Below are 17786 nucleotides of genomic sequence, written 5' to 3'. Positions count from 1 at the left end.
TATCGATTTACATATAAATAAATCAGGGGAGACTTTATGCTAGGATTTTTGCAGATTAAAGGCAAGATAAATACGGATTTAATCCTATTAGTAACCCTGGTAGGATTTGTATTATTAGCCTCTCATTTCAAATTAACGTTACTTTATGGAATTACTTTTACATTTGCGAGTATTTCAGTTTTTTTAATACTTCGCATTTTTGGCTATACCACCGCGATTGTAACGAGTTTAATTGCCATCTTTATTGCCATGTTTTTTTCAAACAGTCCCTATTATGCAGTGATCATGCTTGTTGAAGTCATATTTGTTGGAGCCTTTTTCTTAAGAGGGCGAAAAGCAAAAATGTTTTTCGTTGACTTTTTTTTCTGGACTTTTATAGGAATAGCCCTGCTCTTTATTTTCTGTCGAGAATCACTGTCAGGCAGTGCACTCTATTTTCAAATCTGTAAAGATGTTGCAAATGGTCTTTTTAATGTATTAGTTGCAGATATGTTGCTAGCTTATTTCCCATTCTATAAGTTTGTTAAAAATAAACGAATCAGCAAAAATAATGTATCAGTACACCAATTCTTATCCCAAATCACCATTTTAACAATTCTTGTTCCGTTCTTTATTAGTGTAGTTACAAATACATTAAACACCTTTGAAGTTATTAAGAAGGACTTAGTTAATGTTAGTGAAACGAGAGCAAATCGGATAGAAAACGACCTGTATCAACTAAAAAAAGCAAACGGAAGTATCGACATTAATCAAATTGAAGAAATATTATGGCGAAATAAGAACCAAGATACCGATATTACGGTATTGGACAATAGAAATCATGTCATTTCATCGACAGCGTTGGCGGATTTTGATCCGAAAAAGTATGAAATTCGGAAGATATCACCTAATGTTTTTGAGGCTTTACCGGTAGCTAACAATGAAATGCAGCCGATTACAAGGTGGGACGATGCTTTTTATTTTTATATAAGAGATACGGATTCATACCGAATTATGTTGCAGTACCCAATCGCTGGGTATCAACAACAAATTTTTAATATTTCTCTCGACCAACTAAAATACTTACTCATTCTAGCAGTTTCAGCCATATTGTTTGTAATGGCTGTTAGCAGAATGCTCACGAATAACCTAAGGCAACTGACAACAATTACAACTGGATTACCACAAAAGCTGCGTTCTTTAGAAAATATTGAATGGCCGCAAGGTTCAATATCAGAACTTCGCATCTTGAGTAAAAATTTAAAGAAAATGGCTGATAAGCTAAAGGAGTTATTTCAAGAGAGCATTGAGATGAACCACATTCTAAGAGAACAAACTTCAAGATTGAAGGAATCCGAGGACAAGCTTCATAAACTTGCTTTTTATGATAGTTTAACATACTTACCCAATCGTTATTTCTTCCAAAAATATGTACGTGAATTAATTCGAAATAACCATGACCAAATGTTTGCGATTATTTTTATCGACCTCAATCAATTTAAACAAATCAATGATACATTAGGTCATGATGCAGGAGATACACTTCTAAAAGCAACTGGTAACAAGCTAAAGAAGTTGCAAGAAGACACTAGACAGGTTTTCAGACTTGGAGGGGACGAGTTTGTTGTTGTCCATTCTGTTGATAGCAGAGATGAGATAGATAAAACATTAGACATGATTGTCAAAGAATTTTCATCCTATTATACAATAGCGGGTCAAAATCACTATATAACTGCAAGTATAGGGGTCAGTGTGTACCCGGAAGATGGTAAAGATTTAGATACATTAGTAAAATATGCTGACATTGCAATGTACACCTCGAAGGAGAAAGGTGGCAATAGGGTTCAGTTTTTCAATGGGTCCATGAAAAATAAATTTCAAGAGCGTTTAGAAATAGAAAATGCTCTGCGTACTGCAGTGGATAAGGATCGGTTTGAACAATTTTATCAGCCGAAGACAATGGCAGGTAAGATCACAAGTATTGAAGCATTGATTCGTTGGAATGATCCCATATTAGGGGTGGTTTCACCTGGAGTTTTTATTGGTGTAGCTGAAGAAATAGGTCTCATTTCGCAAGTTGATGAGTGGTCTCTCACCCAGGCCTGTAGACAAAATAAACAATGGCAGCTTGAAAACCTTCTTCATGTTCCGATTTCGGTAAACCTATCGGCCAAACATTTTCAACAAGATTATCTTGTTTCAATGGTCAATAAGGCATTGCAAGATTCTGGATTAGAGCCACAATATTTAAAGCTTGAGATTACAGAAAGTGTATTTATTACGAATCAACAGCATGTTGCTGATCGGATTCGAAAACTGAAAGAGCTAGGAGTTCAAATTTCAATTGATGATTTTGGAAAGGGATACTCGTCTCTCTACCAATTATTGAAGCTTCCAATTGACGAAATAAAAATCGACAGACAATTTATTCATAATATCGATAAAGATGAGAAAAAAGCGTTATTAGTAAAATCGATTTTTGATATTGCACATGGACTTCAGTTGAACGTGGTGGCAGAAGGTGTAGAAACTTGGAATGAATGTGATATCCTTGTGAACATGGGGTGCGACGAGATACAAGGCTTTTTATTCAGTCGGCCAATTAATAAAGTTGATATGGTTGAATTTATTCATAAAAAGTCAATAAGGTCTAAAGAGGCTGTCATAGGAGAAATAGACTGAATAAAAAGGAGGTTTCACATCGAAAACCTCCTTTTTACATGTATTTAGTGACACCTGCTCGAGGTCACAAATTTCTAAGGAAAGAGTTCGTCGCGTGTTTGTCGCCGATAAGAGGCTCTTTCTAGATTGTAATATTTACATCGCCATCTTCTGTAATTTCAACGGTTGTGTAGCTCTCAAATGTTGACATTTCCGTAATTTCACGTTTCTCATTGCTTGCAAAACTTTCCATGTATCTTTGATACGTTTCTGGATCCTTGACAATGTGATAGAAATACGTCATTTTTCCATCGCTATCACTATGTGTCCTTAAGAAAAATCTGTCCTTAAACTCATTTTTAAACCACTCTCTGGCTTCCATATGATTCGAAAAATCTGGCATGTTGTCATAAATAGATGTTATATCAATGTTCATGTTGATTCACCTCTCATGAGATTTTCGGATGTGTTTAGTATGTCCATCTATTTACAACACATCCATCGTGAATGCTATGCACCATGCTTGAGATTTTTTTCTACTTTTATCTTTCTTTCAAAGTCCTTTTTTTCAATCAAAAGGGAGACAAAAACACTACCTACAATCGCCCATAATGGGGCACCGATATGAAAGAAATTTACTCCAGACATTCCAATAATGAATGCAAAAAATGCCCCCATCTGAAACTTTGTATCGGAAAAAGCAATTTTAAGTGACGATAAGAGTACACCTATCATCGCTAAGCCTGCAATGGTACTCACAATTACACCTGGCATCGCAATTACAAAAGGAACAACAAGCGCTGCAAATATACCGAAGCTTGCAAATAAAACTCCATTTGATGCAGAAGCAGCATATCTGCCTTCTTTCTTACCTGATTCATCAGATGCACAAATAGCAGTCATTGGCCCTGCAGTGTTGATGGCGTGAGCTCCAAAAAAGGAGGCAATAAAACCAAAAATTGCGCCAAAGATGGCCATCGCACTAATTGGCGGTTTATATCCCTTTGCCATTAGGATTCCTGTAGTTTGTGCATTCTCTGTACAAATGATTAAGATTGCAAGAGGGATTGATAGAGAAATAATAGCGTTAAAACTAAAGGTTGGAAGTTCTAGTTGAGGAAGCACAAATGAACTTTGTACATTTGAAAAATTAAACTCATTCATGACAATGGCAAGGAGTACTGATACTACTAACGCTGATAAAACAGGTGGTACTTTTTTTATGTATCGTGAGGATAACAAATAGACTAAGATGGCCGAACCTGCTAACAGAGGGGACACTTCAACAGAAGTAATCATCTCAATTGCAAATCGCATCATGACACCAACAATCATTCCCATTACGATTGGAACTGGTATCCAATTCATCACCTTATCGATTAATCCAGTTATACCTAGTATAAGAACAATGAGGTTTGCTACAAGATAGGCACCGATTGCTTCTTGTAATGAAAAATGTGATAAAGCACCTGCCACTAGCACAGCACCAGCAATTGAATATGCCCCTGCAATCGGTTGTTTATATTTTAAAGATAAAAAGAGTCCCAATAAACCTCCAAAAAAATACACGGCAAATAACCAGCTGATTGTTTGTTCATGGGTTAAACCACCGCTTGATGCACCTCCGATAATAATCAGTGCAGGGCCTGTACACCCGAAAATAGCTGCAACAACACCTGAACTAATCGTATTAACGTTTAGATTTCCGTATAGATTCTTGAATCTACTATTACCTTTCATTTTAACCTCCTTGATTATCAAGATATCCATGTTTCTAATAGAGCTTATGTATTTAAATTAATAATACCACATCCTAAAACAAAAATTACGTATTTTTTACGAACGTTTTAAAAACCTTCAAAAAGATAGAATGAAAGAGTATTTAAGAGAAAAGATATTGTTTCCTTGCGAAAATGAGCAATTTACAGGCTTGATAATTAAAAAAAGATTCAGTATATTTGAAATTAATTACGAAAGGTTCAAAAACGTAATACATAATTCTAGGAGGTAATGAAGAATGACAACTACAGTAAATGAAACAAAAACATTAACAGTAAAGAAGGCTAATGGGATCGCTGAAGTTCACATTCATGTAAACAAAACAAACTCTTATGACCTCGAATATTACAAAGAATTAAACGCTGCAATTGATGATATTCGTTTTGACAATGACATTAAAGTAGCTGTATTAATGAGTGATATGCCAAAATTCTTCTCAGCAGGAGCGAATATTAATTTCTTAAAGTCGGCTGAACCACGCTTTAAAACACAATTCTGCTTATTCTGTAACGAAACATTAGATAAAATTGCACGCTCACCACAAATCTGGATTGCTTGTTTAGAGGGCCACACAGTTGGTGGTGGTTTAGAAATGGCTCTAGCTTGTGACCTTCGTTTTATGGGAGATCAAGCAGGTAAAATTGGGCTTCCTGAAGTTTCCCTTGGCGTACTTGCAGGTACAGGTGGAACTCAGCGTCTAGCTCGACAAGTTGGACACTCTAAAGCACTTGACCTGAATATTACAGGCGAAACATTAACACCTCAAGAGGCACTAGATATTAACTTAGTAGATCGTGTGTTTCCACAAGAAGAAACAAGAGCGAAAACGTTAGAATACGCAGAAAAGATTGCGAACAGCGCAAGTTATGCAACTTCTAACATTAAGCTATCAATTATGAATGGAAAAGAAATGCCACTTAACGTAGCAATCCGCTACGAGGGTGAGCTTCAAAACTTATTATTCCGTTCACAAGATGCACAAGAAGGCCTTAGTGCGTTCATCGAAAAGCGTGAAGCTAACTGGAGTGGAAAATAAGGTCAACTGAATCCATAGCGATGCCGGAAATTCCGGTATCGCTCTTTTAAAATAGCCTACTAATTTCAAATTAATTATCTTAGGGCTCAGCGACCTTCGCGAGCCTTTTAGTTTCTAATGACTAGTTTCGGCGCCATCGGTACTTAGGTCATAAACCAATTGCTTCGGAATGTATGTGCACCTTCTGTTAGCGTCTTTTACTGGTGGCCGATAAGCTGCGCCCTGCACTTTTCTAATAGGGGGATGAAATGTGAGATCAAATGAATTTCAAGTCATCGTTAACTGGGGAGATACAGATAAAGCAGGTATTGTATACTACCCAAATTACTTTAAATGGTTCGACATTGCGGGACATCAATTTTTTAGAAGTTGTGGATTGTCACCGAACACATTAGAAGAAGAACGTCAAATTATTTTGCCAATGCTTGATGCTAGATGTAGTTTTGAAAAGACATTATTATATGATGATATTATTACCATTAAAACTCAGGTTGAGGAAATTAAAACAAAAACAATCAAGCTAAGGCATGAGGTGTATAGAGGAGAAACACGAACTGGACATGGATATGAAATTAGAGGGTGGGTAAAACAAACGCCAGCTGAAATTAAAGCAGTTCCAATACCAAATGACGTATTAGCCATTCTTAAAGAAGAACTCCACACAAATGAATCAGGAAAAAGACCACTTTTTAATGCATAATCTCCAAAATCCTCTATAATGAAAGTAAAAATATTGAAAAATAATAAGTGTGGTGACGTTCTATGAAACCAAGGTCCTTAATGTTTACATTATATGGTGAATATATTAAATATTATGGGGGAGAAATTTGGGTAGGTAGCTTAATTGAATTAATGAAACAGTTTGGGATCTCCGAATCGTCTGTAAGAGGCGCATTATTTCGGATGGTCCAAAATCATTTATTGGAAGTACGAAAAGTAGGAAAGAAGAGTTATTATTCCGCTACCTCAAAAGGCCGTGTTGATGAGGGGGTAAATAGGGTATATGCCACTCAAAACCACATTTGGGATCAGCAGTGGAGAATACTTACATATTCGTTTCCTGAGGAAAAGCGAGAGATTCGAAATAAAATTCGTAAAGAACTAATTTGGACCGGATTTGGCAACCTTACGAATAGTACATTGGTGACGCCTAATCCAGTTGAGGACCAAGTAACAGAAATGATTAAGGCAAATGGAATTGAAGAATATGTGTTTTTATTTACATCATCCTCAATTGTTTCCCATGATAACCAAAGTATCATTGATATCGGTTGGGACCTGAACTTGGTAAGAGATGAATATCAAACGTTCATTGATAAGTTTACACCTAAATTTGAGGAACTTCGTGAAAAGGCTTTAAATAACACATTAAAGGATGAGGAATGTTTTATTGAGAAAACTGTGTTGGTACATGAGTATCGGAAATTCCTCTTCCAGGATCCAGGTTTCCCAAGAGATTTACTACCTGAAGGATGGGATTGGCATAAAGGCTAGAGAGTTATTCTGGAATATACATCAGCTGCTATCTATTCCGTCAATCCGCTATTTTGAGTCTGTCTTTGAGGGAGCTCCTGATTGTGAAATCCATATTGAACGTGATAAAGCAATCAATCCTTTTGGAGAAATCTACATTTAATTTATTCAGTAAAGTCCTTTATTTTAGTGTTTGAGGAATGTATTAAAAAAGTAACAATTCAGTTGGTGGAGAAACTCCGGCTGAACAAAATTAAGCCTCCGGCGGATGCAACGATTTTTTAGAGGATATTATTCGAGCATAAGATCGACATCCCGGGCAAAGTCTTTGTGATCCACATCGTGTGGGCCTAAAAATATCGGGTATAAATACGCCAAGGCACTTTTGATTATAGGGGTGAGCCATGAATATTGAAAAAATTGAATTTGGTGGCTATCGGATTGGGATCCCAGTTCCGTTTCCAATGAAGTATGTTTACTGTTACCTTTTTAAACAGAATGATGGCTATTGTCTGATTGATATTGGGTTAAACTATTCAGCTGCGCGAGATGCTTGGCAAGAAGTTTTTGATCACTTAGGAATTACTTTTGGTGATGTTCATACAATTTATCTCACACACTTCCATCCGGATCATTCTGGTCTTTCAGGCTGGATGCAAGAACAAACAGGTGCTGACCTTTTTATGAATGAAGTGGATGCAGCCATGATTGAGCGTGTATGGGGTGAGGGGAGCGTTCAGGTTGCGAGAATGAAAGAAATGGTTTTGCAACATGGGGTTCCTGAGGATTTAGCTGATGGTATCGCTGACCATATGAATAAATTACATAAGAATGTTCTTCCACTACCTGTTGTAAAACCTATTGGAGCTACTATTGAGTTTGGTGATCAACAATGGTCTGTTATCCACACACCTGGACATAGTGAAGGTCATGTATGTTTTTTTCATGAAAAAGAAGGTATCTTAATAGGCGGAGATCATATTCTTGAAAAAATTACACCGAATATTAGTGTATGGCCCGGTGCTAGCCAGCATCCATTACATGAATATATCGATTCATTACGTAAAGTTAGGAAATATCCGATAAAAAAAATATACTCTGCCCATCATTCACCGGTTCCAAATGTAACTGAACGAATAGATGAACTCATCCAGCATCACGAGGAGCGTCTCAATTATATTGAAAGCCTAGCCGATCATAAAACGACATATGAGATTGCGAAGGTCTTGTTCTCCCATAGAGAACTCAACCCTCACCAATGGCGTTTTGCTATTGCAGAAACTATAGCGCACTTAAACTATTTAGAACGCGAAGGCCGAGTTGCAAAGGTTAAGCAAGATCCTATTATTTACGATCAATGCTGAAGCAATACTAGGAAAATATCAAAGATAGATGAGGTTGGAACCCAAGATTGTTAGTAAAATAACAATCTTGGGTTTTTGTTTTGGATAGAAGTCCGTGTGAAGGCCTGTGCGAAATAGTTACTCGTTTGGAAAGTCCTTCATAGCCGTGATGAAGGCACGTGTGGAGCAGTGGTGCGCAAGTAAAGTCCTTCATAGCTGTGATGAAGGACCGTGTGGAGTGAGTGGGTGCGAGTAAAGTTCTTCATAGCAAATGAAGAGGAGAACGAAAAGGTCGACTATTTCGAATCCCCTTCATCCCGCAGATGAAGAGGAAAACGAAGCTAATCCCCGGACGAAACCCTCTTCATACCCTCGATGAAGAGGAAACCCGGGCAAATTCCTACGCTCAATCCTCTTCATCCCGCCAATGAAGAGGAAAACAAAGCTAATCCCGGCACGAACCCCTCTTCATAACCTCGATGAAGAGGAAACCCGAGCAAATTCCTGCGCTCAATCCTCTTCATCCCGCCGATGAAGGGGAAAACGAAGGTGATCCCCGGACGAACCCCTCTTCATAACCTCGCTGAAGAGGAAACCCTAGCAAATTCCTGCGCTCAATCCCCTTCATCCCGCCGAAGAAGAGGAAAACAAAGCTGATCCCCGCACAAACCCCTCTTCATAACCTCGCTGAAGAGGAAACCCGATCAAATTCCTGCGCTCAATCCCCTTCATCCCGCCGAAGAAGAGGAAAACAAAGCTAATCCCCGTACGAAACCCTCTTCATACCCTCGATGAAGAGGAAACCCGAGCAGATTCCCACGCCGAATCCTCTTCATCCCGCCAATGAAGAGGAAAACAAAGCTGCCCCAAGCACGAAACCCTCTTCATAACCTCGATAAAGAGGAAAACCGAGCAAATTCCCGCGTTCAATCCCCTTCATCCCGCCAATGAAGAGGAAAACGAAGGTGACCCAAGCACGAACCCCTCTTCATAACCTCGATGAAGAGGAAACCCGAGCAAATTCCCGCGTTCAATCCTCTTCATCCCGCAAATGAAGAGGGAAACAAAGCTAATCCGCGGACGAACCCCTCTTCATAACCTCGATGAAGAGGAAAACCAGGCAAATTCCCACGCCGAATCCTCTTCATCCCGCCAATGAAGAGGAAAACAAAGCTGATGCCCGGACGAACCCCTCTTCATAACCTCGCTGAAGAGGAAACCCGAGCAAATTCCTACGCTCAATCCCCTTCATCCCGCCAATAAAGAGGAAAACAAAGCTAATCCCGGCACGAACCCCTCTTCATAACCTCGATAAAGAGGAAAACTCACCAACATCACGCACTCAATCCTCTTCATCCCGCCAATGAAGAGGAAACCCGAGCAAATTCCTGCGCCGAATCCCCTTCATCCCGCCAATAAAGAGGAAAACAAAGCTAATCCCGGCACGAACCCCTCTTCATAACCTCGATGAAGAGGAAAGCCGAGCAATTTCTCACGCTCAATCCCCTTCATCCCAAGAACAACCTCTAGTATTACACCAACCATCGGGCATATAAAACAATTACCAAAACAAAATCTATATCAACATTCATTACGAATTTTAATTTAACGTCTAAAAAACATTATAAACATGTTGACAAACAATTTAAAATATTCTATATTACATATTATAAACGATAGTTAAAAAAACGTAATACAAAGAGGTGTTCATTGATGAGTATAAAAGAAGCTGAGGTATTACTGGAAAAGGTTCAAAATGGATTTATTGTGGAGCGCATGGAGGATATGAATGACGAATATTTGAAAGCGCTAAAACAAACACTCGCGATTGTAGGAGATACAGAACTTCTTAGTGTCCCGCCATTATTAACAGTCTACGATCAAGCCCCAAACTTAAACTATAAAATTACAGCTCTAGCAGTTATGCAAGATGAAATCGGTCATGCTCATATCGCTTATCGCTTGCTGGAAGACCTTGGTGAAGATATTGACGAAATGCTCTACAACCGACCAGCCAACCGATGGAAAAATCCTTACGCTTTTGATTTTAAATTAGACAACTGGGTTGAATTAGGAGTCTTTAACGGACTATTTGATCGTTCTGGATATACGCTTTTAGGTGACGCATACGAACACACTTCATATGGGCCTTGGAAACGTGCACTAGTCAAGGTTGATAAAGAGGAATTATTCCACCTTCGTAATGGCGAGATCATTATGAAAAATGCGATGAAGAAGCCAGAAACGGCAAAGCAAGTTCAAGAAGCTGTGGATTGGATGTTCCTAATGGCACTCGAATTCTTCGGTGTTGCAGATAACCTTAAGAGCCGTTCAGCGCAGTTGGATTATCGATTAAAAGGGCGAACTAATGATGAACTAAGACAAAAATGGTTGTCAACGGCTGTTCCGTTCTGTGAGTCAATCGGAGTGAAAGTTCCAGCTCATTACGATGAAGACCAAGGAAAATATGTAATTGACGTTCCATTCCCTTGTAAGTTTGATCCAGAAAACAAAAAATGGTTAACTGACCAACCGGATACATGGGAAGGTGCAATCGAGCGCTTTAAGCAGAGAGGTCCTCAAAACCAAGAATTTGTGACTCGCATTCAAAAGGGAGTTTGGGAGTTAGAAGCAATGAGAGCAGAGGAGGCATAAACATGAGTGGAATTATCCAAAAAGAACAAACAACAAAGTATTGGGATGCTCTTAAAGAAGTAATGGATCCTGAGTTTCCAATCAGTGTTGTGGATATGGGTCTAATTTATAACATTACCCAAAATGGAAGTGAATTAGAAGTTGAAATGACATATACCTCCACTGGTTGCGCATGTATGCAGTGGATTGAAAACGATATCAAAGAACGTTTGTTGAAAGAAGAAGAGGTGGAGGAAGTTAAGATTCAGGTCGTTTGGGATCCACCTTGGACGACAGCAAACCTAAGTGAAGAAGGAAAGAAAAAATTAAAGCACTGGGGGGTAAGTTCATGACAGTAGACGTTGCAAAAAAACATGATTACCTTCTTCTCACTCGAATCAATCGTGGAGATGAACTTATTCATGTGGGAACATTCAAGGCAGTTAATGATGATTTAGCAAAGATTTATGCACAACATATTTATGACGAAGAAGACTGGGTAGAAATGTTTGTTGTTAAAAAAGAAGCTCTTGTTTGTGTACGAAGCCCAGAACCATTATTTGCAAAGGAGTGAGACTGATGTCTAAGGAACATATTTCATTAATAGAACTTGGTGAAACAATTGCTGATAATAAATTTATTTTAGGTGATCGATTAGTTGAAATTGGTATCAGCGGGCCGACATTAGAAGGTACGCTTTCATCGATTGCGATGGCACAGCAGGAACTGGGCCATTCAAGACTGCTATATCGCTGGGTTTCCGATTTATCGGGTATTAAGACGGAAGTAAAACATCAAACCGGAAAAGCATTTAAACAAAATGTTGAAATTGGGAATTGGATTGAACTGATTGCTGGAATTTACGTAACAAATGTAGCTGTTGACTTAGTAATGAACGCCATGATTGAAGCAAATAATCCAAATGTGAATCCTCCTTTTACAAAAATGTTAAAGGAGCAGCAAGAACATCTCATTTATTCACAGAGTTGGTGTGATCAGCTTCTACTCGATAAAGGATCAATTCCAAGAAGAACGAAAGAAGCAATTTCAAAAACAGCGCAAGAAGCGAAGGAATGGTTAATTAAAGTAGAAAACGATATGTATTTCGTCACTGAAAACATCATTCCAAAGGATGCTAGATTAGTAGAAAATTTCGATGCAACACTCGGGGAAGTCTTAAAGGATGTGGAAAAGCAACATGTTGGCTAAAAAAGAGAACGCACAATGTTCATTTTGCTCATCTGAAGATGTAAAGAAAATTTCATCCTTTGGTACAGCCCAATTAGTAAGACAATACTATTGTAATGAATGTAAAAGTGTATTCGAATACATTCGATGGCAAAAGGAAGAGGCGGCTAAATAGAATGTGTGTTCAAAAAGGTGGATGAAGAGGACTAAGTCCTCATGTCTGGGCGACACTAGCACGTCCTGTACGTCGAAATTTCAAGGCGGCGTAGCTCCCTAGTACACGGACGTAGTAGTTAATACGTGATGAATGGAGAAGCAAGCCAACACAGAAATTCGATGTGTCATATTCAAAAGGACTTTTTGAACATCCTCTAGAAAGGATCGAATATTATGCAGCAAATAAAAAAAGTAGGTGTAATAGGATCAGGAACAATGGGAGCGGGGATTGCGCAATTACTAGTACAAAACGGATACCCTGTCATTCTTTTTGATATCGATGAAACAACTGTAACACGTGCGAAAGAGGCAATAGAGTCAAAGTTAGATAGATTAGTTGTCAAAGAAAGAATTACCCATGCCACATCAGAAAAAGCAAAAAAGAACTTAGGTATCACAACGGATATGAACTCATTTGCCAATTGTCGATTGGTCATTGAGGCAGCGCCAGAAAGGCTGGAAATTAAACGGTCCATTTTTTCTAAACTGGAAGAAATCTGTTCGAAAGATTCGATTTTGACGTCGAATACTTCCTCACTTTCGATTACAGAAATTTCAGGCCAAAGCGCAAATCCGGAACGAATCGCAGGCTTGCACTTTTTCAATCCGGCACCAATTATGCCGCTTGTTGAAGTCGTAAAAGGGTTAAAAACAGCTTCCTCAACTGTTGATACTCTTGTCCAATTTGCCCAAACAATTAATAAAAGTCCTGTGATGTGCAAGGATACACCTGGTTTTATTGTGAATCGAGTAGCACGACCATTTTATAATGAAGCATTGCGAATTATGAATGATAAGATCGCTACGCCAAGTCAAATCGATCGAATTATGAAGAATGCTGGTAATTTTAAAATGGGTCCTTTTGAATTGCAGGACCTCATCGGAATTGATATTAATTTTGCAACGACAAAATCAGTATATGAAGGATTTCACGGAGAAAGCAGATTCCGTCCTCACTACTACCAAGAGCGGATGGTCCAATCAGGTAGCCTAGGAAGAAAAACAAAAGGAGGGTTCTTTGATTATGACAATTAAAACAGTCGCTATCATAGGGGATAACCTAATTGCAAAAGAACTCTCCAACTCTTTTCAAGAAAATCCACACGTTCATTTGGTTGATGCGAAAGCTTTGACCGAACAGGTGGATGTCGTAATTGAAACGACGAATCTTGATAAGGAAGAAAAGAAACGTAGAGTCGAGGAAATTGAGGCAAGTGTTTCACCTACTACATTGATTCTATCGACTACCCTTGGCGTGACAGCGACTGAGGTTGCTTCATGGCTTTATCATCCTGAAAGATTAATAGGATTTGGGACTTTCGCTAATTTTAGAAAGGGCAGCTTAATTGAAGTGGCATTGCCATTACAAGCTGATGCAAGTTATCTGCAAACTGCCACAAACACTTTTTCATTCATTCATCAGGAAATTGAAGTTGTCGAGGATGAGGTAGGTTTTGTCTTTCCAAGGATTTTATCAATGATTGTTAATGAAGCGGCCTATGCACTTTCAGAGCAAACGGCAGAGGCTGAGGCAATTGATGTTGCTATGAAAAAAGGTACAAATTATCCTATGGGTCCACTTGAATGGGCTAATGAAATTGGGCTAGATGATATATTTGCAGTATTGAGTGGATTATATCGTGAATTAGGGGAGGAACGTTATCGCCCAGCTCCACTTATTCGAAAGCTTGTGTACGCAGGATGGATTGGTGGAGAAACCGATAAATGCTTTTACCATTATCAAAACAGCAAAAATAAGGAGCTTTCAGTATGAGAGAAGCTGTCATAATTGATGCAGTTCGGACTCCGATAGGAAAACTTAACGGTTCGCTTACTAGTGTACGACCTGATGATCTTGCAGCCCATGTGTTGAAGCAAATAATGGCTCGCAATGACTTGGATTCGAATCTGATTGAAGATGTATTTTTTGGATGTGCGAATCAAGCAGGTGAAGATAATCGAAATGTTGCTAGAATGGGATTGTTATTAGCTGGGCTACCTATTTCGATTCCGGGAGTAACGGTTAATAGACTTTGTGGTTCTGGATTAGAGGCAGTTAATCAGGCAGCCTCTTCGATTAAGTCAGGCTTAGGAGATGTCTTTATTGCAGGAGGAACGGAAAGTATGACCCGTGCTCCGTATGTAATGATGAAACCTCAAGTTACAAGTGCAAAGGGGAATCAAACTTTACATGACACGATGCTTGGTTGGAGACTTGTTAATCCAACCATGAATGAAATGTATCCTCCAATTAGCTTAGGAGAAACGGCTGAAAATGTTGCAGAGAAATATGGAATATCAAGAGCAGAACAAGATGAGCTTGCCCTATCAAGTCAGCAAAAGGCAGCCGCAGCGATTCAAAGTGGAAGATTTAATGATGAAATTGTGCCGATTGAAATTCCACAAAGAAAAGGAGAGCCCCTTCTTTTCAGGGAGGATGAACATGTTCGTCCTGGAACCACTTTGGAAACGTTGTCTAAACTTAAGCCTGTTTTCCGAAAGGATGGGACAGTTACTGCTGGAAACTCATCTGGTATTAATGATGGCTCTAGTGCCATTCTCGTAATGGAAAAGGAGCTTGCACAAAGGCTTGGATTAAAGCCGATTGCTAGAGTAGTGACATCTGCTGTTAGTGGTGTCCATCCTGACTATATGGGAATCGGCCCCGTTCCAGCGACAAGAAAAGCATTACAAAGGGCAGGTTTAACTGTTGATGACCTTGATTTAATTGAAATAAATGAAGCTTTTGCAGCACAATCTGTTGCATGTATCAATGAACTCGAGCTTGACATGGATAAAGTGAATGTTAATGGTGGAGCAATTGCTTTAGGTCATCCACTAGGATGCAGCGGCTCACGTATTGTAACAACGCTTGTTCATGAGATGCAAAAACGTGATGTGCGTTATGGATTAGCCACAATGTGCATCGGCGTTGGTCAAGGAATTGCAACGATTATAGAGAAAATGTAGGGAGTGAAACAACATCGATGGTAGAATTAAAAGAAACATACCAACTATTGATTAATGGAGAATACTCAAATAGTAGTAATAATGAATTTTTCGAGACTTATAACCCTGCAACTGGTGAGGTTATCGCAAAAGTAGCAAAGGCGACTAAGGAAGATGTGGATCGTGCTGTTGACGCAGCAAGAAACGCATTTGAAAACGGCAAGTGGCCGAAATTGCCTCAAGCAAGAAGAGCAAGAGTACTTAATAATATTGCGGCAATCATGCGCGAACGTTTCAATGACCTTGTTGAAGCAGAAGTATTAAATAGTGGAAAAACAGTTGCTGCTGCCAAAGGGCAAATTGGTCAAGCCATTGAAGACTTTGAATTTTATGCAGGTGCCATAACAACGTTTGGCGGACGTACGAATCCAGTTCCAAATGGATTTTTCAACTACACCGTAAAAGAACCTGTAGGAGTTTGTGCGCAAATTATTCCATGGAACTATCCATTAATGATGGCTGCTTGGAAAATCGCGCCTGCTATTGCAGCTGGATGCCCAGTTATACTTAAGCCAGCTTCACATACTCCGATTACTGCTTATATGCTTGCAGATATTTGCCATGAAGCAGGGGTTCCAGCAGGTGTAGTGAATGTTATTACAGGAAGTGGTTCAGTAATTGGTCCTTACTTAACGACTCACCCTGGTGTTGATAAAGTTGCCTTCACAGGTGAAACAGAAACCGGGAAAGATATTATGGCGAAAGCTTCGACAAACTTAAAGCGTGTGACATTAGAATTAGGTGGGAAATCTCCTAATATCGTATTTGATGATGCAGATATTGATGGTGCAGTAGCGGGTTCTATTTATGGAATCTTCTATAACACTGGCCAATCCTGTGAGGCACGTTCAAGATTATTTGTACATGAAAACATTTATGATGAATTTGTCGAAAAATTTATTGAAAAGGCACAAAAACTAAAGGTTGGTGACCCATTCGATAAGGAAACACATATGGGAGCCCTGATTTCTAAAGAACATGAAGAAGTAGTAGACGGCTATGTAAAACTTGCAATTGAAGAGGGCGGGGAAGTTCTTTATGGAGGAAAAAGACCAGATGGCAGCGAATTTGATAAAGGGTATTGGTATTTACCGACTGTTATCGGAAATGTCACAAACGACATGAGAATCGCTCAAGAAGAAGTCTTCGGCCCTGTTGTTGTTATCATGAAGTTTAAAGACGAAGCCGAAGTGCTAGAACAATCAAATGATTCTATTTTTGGACTTGGTTCGGCTGTCTGGACAAAAGATCACGGTAGAGCACATCGAATTGCAGAAGGCATTCGCGCAGGTATTGTTATGATAAATTGCCCAATATCAGCCTTCCCTGGAACACCATTTGGTGGCTACAAGCAATCAGGCTTTGGCAGAGAATTGAGTGTAGAAACACTTGATCTTTATTCAGAAACTAAGAGTGTTGTCTCTTATAATGGAGAACGTCCATTAAATATTTTCAGAATATAGTATATATAAATAATTTTCTAATAAGAAAACGGAGGTAAATATACATGTCAATTAATGTAGAAACAAAAAACCTTACTGTAAAAAAAGCCGATGGGATTGCTGAAGTTCACATTCATGTCAATAAAACAAACTCATATGATCTTGAGTATTACAAAGAGTTAAATGCAGCAATCGATGACATTCGTTTTGACAATGATATTAAAGTGGTTGTACTAATGAGTGATATGCCAAAATTCTTCTCAGCAGGAGCGAATATCAATTTCTTAAAATCTGCTGAGCCACGTTTTAAAACGCAGTTCTGCTTATTCTGTAACGAAACTTTAGATAAAATTGCACGTTCACCACAAATTTGGATCGCTTGCTTAGAAGGTCATACTGTTGGTGGTGGATTAGAAATGGCTCTAGCTTGTGACCTCCGCTTTATGGGAGACCAAGCAGGTAAGATTGGACTTCCTGAAGTATCTCTTGGCGTATTAGCAGGTACAGGTGGAACTCAGCGTCTAGCTCGTCAAGTTGGACACTCTAAAGCCTTAGATTTAAATATCACAGGTGAAACATTAACACCACAAGAAGCATTAGCTATTAAACTAGTAGATCGAGTATATCCACAAGAAGAAACAAGAGCAAAAACGTTAGAATATGCACAAAAAATCGCAAACAGCGCAACTTATGCCACATCTAATATTAAGCTATCAATTATGAATGGGAAAGAAATGCCACTTAACGTAGCGATCCGTTATGAGGGTGAGCTTCAAAACTTATTATTCCGTTCACAAGATGCACAAGAAGGTTTAAGTGCGTTTATTGAGAAGCGCGAACCAAATTGGCAAGGTAAATAATCAAATTATTTAAGCTTAAAAAATGCACCTGATGGCGACGTTGCCGTCCTACCTTAGGTATGAAAACACTATATTCATAGTGCTAATAATTAAAAATACCAACAGCATTATAAATGTAAAATGTCCGAATAATATCCAAAAAATAGAGTAATGGGTACAAAATTAC

16 protein-coding genes and 1 pseudogene are annotated in these 17786 nt (G+C 38.8%); 15 read left to right on the top strand and 2 right to left on the bottom strand.

Going from position 1 to position 17786, the window contains the following annotated elements:
• The first annotated feature begins 36 nt into the window (after positions 1 to 36).
• Positions 37 to 2661 carry an EAL domain-containing protein gene (locus tag ACR65M_RS12875; protein ID WP_341332755.1) on the top strand — a complete coding sequence of 875 codons (2625 nt, stop codon included), beginning with the start codon at positions 37 to 39 and terminating at the stop codon, positions 2659 to 2661.
• Between the two features lie 121 nt (positions 2662 to 2782).
• Here the strand turns inward: ACR65M_RS12875 and ACR65M_RS12870 are convergent, their stop codons facing one another.
• Positions 2783 to 3076 carry a hypothetical protein gene (locus ACR65M_RS12870; RefSeq protein WP_099352882.1) on the bottom strand — a complete coding sequence of 98 codons (294 nt, stop codon included), beginning with the start codon at positions 3074 to 3076 and terminating at the stop codon, positions 2783 to 2785.
• Between the two features lie 74 nt (positions 3077 to 3150).
• Entirely contained in the window at positions 3151 to 4380 is a 1230-nt protein-coding gene (locus tag ACR65M_RS12865) for a benzoate/H(+) symporter BenE family transporter (RefSeq protein WP_341332754.1), read from the bottom strand.
• A gap of 277 nt (positions 4381 to 4657) precedes the next feature.
• Between ACR65M_RS12865 and ACR65M_RS12860 the strand changes: the two genes are divergently transcribed.
• The 14 genes and pseudogenes from ACR65M_RS12860 (at position 4658) to ACR65M_RS12795 (ending at position 17620) form a co-directional block, all read left to right on the top strand.
• Positions 4658 to 5455: an enoyl-CoA hydratase-related protein gene (locus ACR65M_RS12860; protein ID WP_121447828.1), complete on the top strand. Its 798-nt coding sequence runs from the start codon at positions 4658 to 4660 to the stop codon at positions 5453 to 5455.
• A 250-nt stretch (positions 5456 to 5705) separates the two neighbouring features.
• Complete coding sequence (locus ACR65M_RS12855) at positions 5706 to 6155, top strand: acyl-CoA thioesterase (RefSeq protein WP_341332753.1); 450 nt, start codon at positions 5706 to 5708, stop codon at positions 6153 to 6155.
• Positions 6156 to 6217: 62 nt separating this feature from the next.
• Positions 6218 to 7091 (top strand): annotated as a pseudogene (locus ACR65M_RS12850) (PaaX family transcriptional regulator).
• Positions 7092 to 7332: 241 nt separating this feature from the next.
• On the top strand, positions 7333 to 8292 hold the full coding sequence (locus tag ACR65M_RS12845) for an MBL fold metallo-hydrolase (protein WP_341332751.1): 960 nt from the start codon (positions 7333 to 7335) through the stop codon (positions 8290 to 8292).
• Between the two features lie 1692 nt (positions 8293 to 9984).
• Positions 9985 to 10926, top strand: a complete 942-nt coding sequence (locus tag ACR65M_RS12840; protein WP_440273487.1) for a Phenylacetic acid catabolic protein — start codon at positions 9985 to 9987, stop codon at positions 10924 to 10926.
• A gap of 2 nt (positions 10927 to 10928) precedes the next feature.
• On the top strand, positions 10929 to 11258 hold the full coding sequence (locus ACR65M_RS12835) for an iron-sulfur cluster assembly protein (protein WP_207899938.1): 330 nt from the start codon (positions 10929 to 10931) through the stop codon (positions 11256 to 11258).
• A complete protein-coding gene (locus ACR65M_RS12830; protein WP_121447833.1) occupies positions 11255 to 11479 on the top strand; it encodes a hypothetical protein in 225 nt (74 codons plus the stop codon). The genes ACR65M_RS12835 and ACR65M_RS12830 overlap by 4 nt, the downstream gene beginning before the upstream one ends.
• 5 nt (positions 11480 to 11484) lie before the next feature.
• The gene (locus ACR65M_RS12825; RefSeq protein WP_341332750.1) at positions 11485 to 12114 is read left to right on the top strand and encodes a Phenylacetic acid catabolic protein; all 630 of its coding nucleotides are present in this window, start codon (positions 11485 to 11487) and stop codon (positions 12112 to 12114) included.
• Positions 12089 to 12268, top strand: a complete 180-nt coding sequence (locus ACR65M_RS12820) for a PaaD-like zinc ribbon domain-containing protein (protein ID WP_440273486.1) — start codon at positions 12089 to 12091, stop codon at positions 12266 to 12268. Before ACR65M_RS12825 ends, ACR65M_RS12820 begins: the two co-directional genes overlap by 26 nt.
• 215 nt (positions 12269 to 12483) lie before the next feature.
• Positions 12484 to 13344, top strand: coding sequence for a 3-hydroxyacyl-CoA dehydrogenase NAD-binding domain-containing protein (locus ACR65M_RS12815; RefSeq protein ID WP_440273485.1), 861 nt, complete (start codon positions 12484 to 12486; stop codon positions 13342 to 13344).
• Positions 13334 to 14083, top strand: coding sequence for a 3-hydroxyacyl-CoA dehydrogenase family protein (locus ACR65M_RS12810; protein WP_440273484.1), 750 nt, complete (start codon positions 13334 to 13336; stop codon positions 14081 to 14083). The genes ACR65M_RS12815 and ACR65M_RS12810 overlap by 11 nt, the downstream gene beginning before the upstream one ends.
• The gene (locus ACR65M_RS12805) at positions 14080 to 15279 is read left to right on the top strand and encodes a thiolase family protein (protein ID WP_440273483.1); all 1200 of its coding nucleotides are present in this window, start codon (positions 14080 to 14082) and stop codon (positions 15277 to 15279) included. Before ACR65M_RS12810 ends, ACR65M_RS12805 begins: the two co-directional genes overlap by 4 nt.
• 17 nt (positions 15280 to 15296) lie before the next feature.
• Positions 15297 to 16781 carry an aldehyde dehydrogenase family protein gene (locus ACR65M_RS12800; protein ID WP_440273482.1) on the top strand — a complete coding sequence of 495 codons (1485 nt, stop codon included), beginning with the start codon at positions 15297 to 15299 and terminating at the stop codon, positions 16779 to 16781.
• Between the two features lie 44 nt (positions 16782 to 16825).
• The gene (locus tag ACR65M_RS12795) at positions 16826 to 17620 is read left to right on the top strand and encodes an enoyl-CoA hydratase-related protein (RefSeq protein WP_121447839.1); all 795 of its coding nucleotides are present in this window, start codon (positions 16826 to 16828) and stop codon (positions 17618 to 17620) included.
• The last annotated feature ends 166 nt before the right edge of the window (positions 17621 to 17786 follow it).

This window comes from Ferdinandcohnia sp. SAFN-114, assembly GCF_059415045.1.
This window is presented reverse-complemented; position numbering and strand designations above follow the sequence as displayed.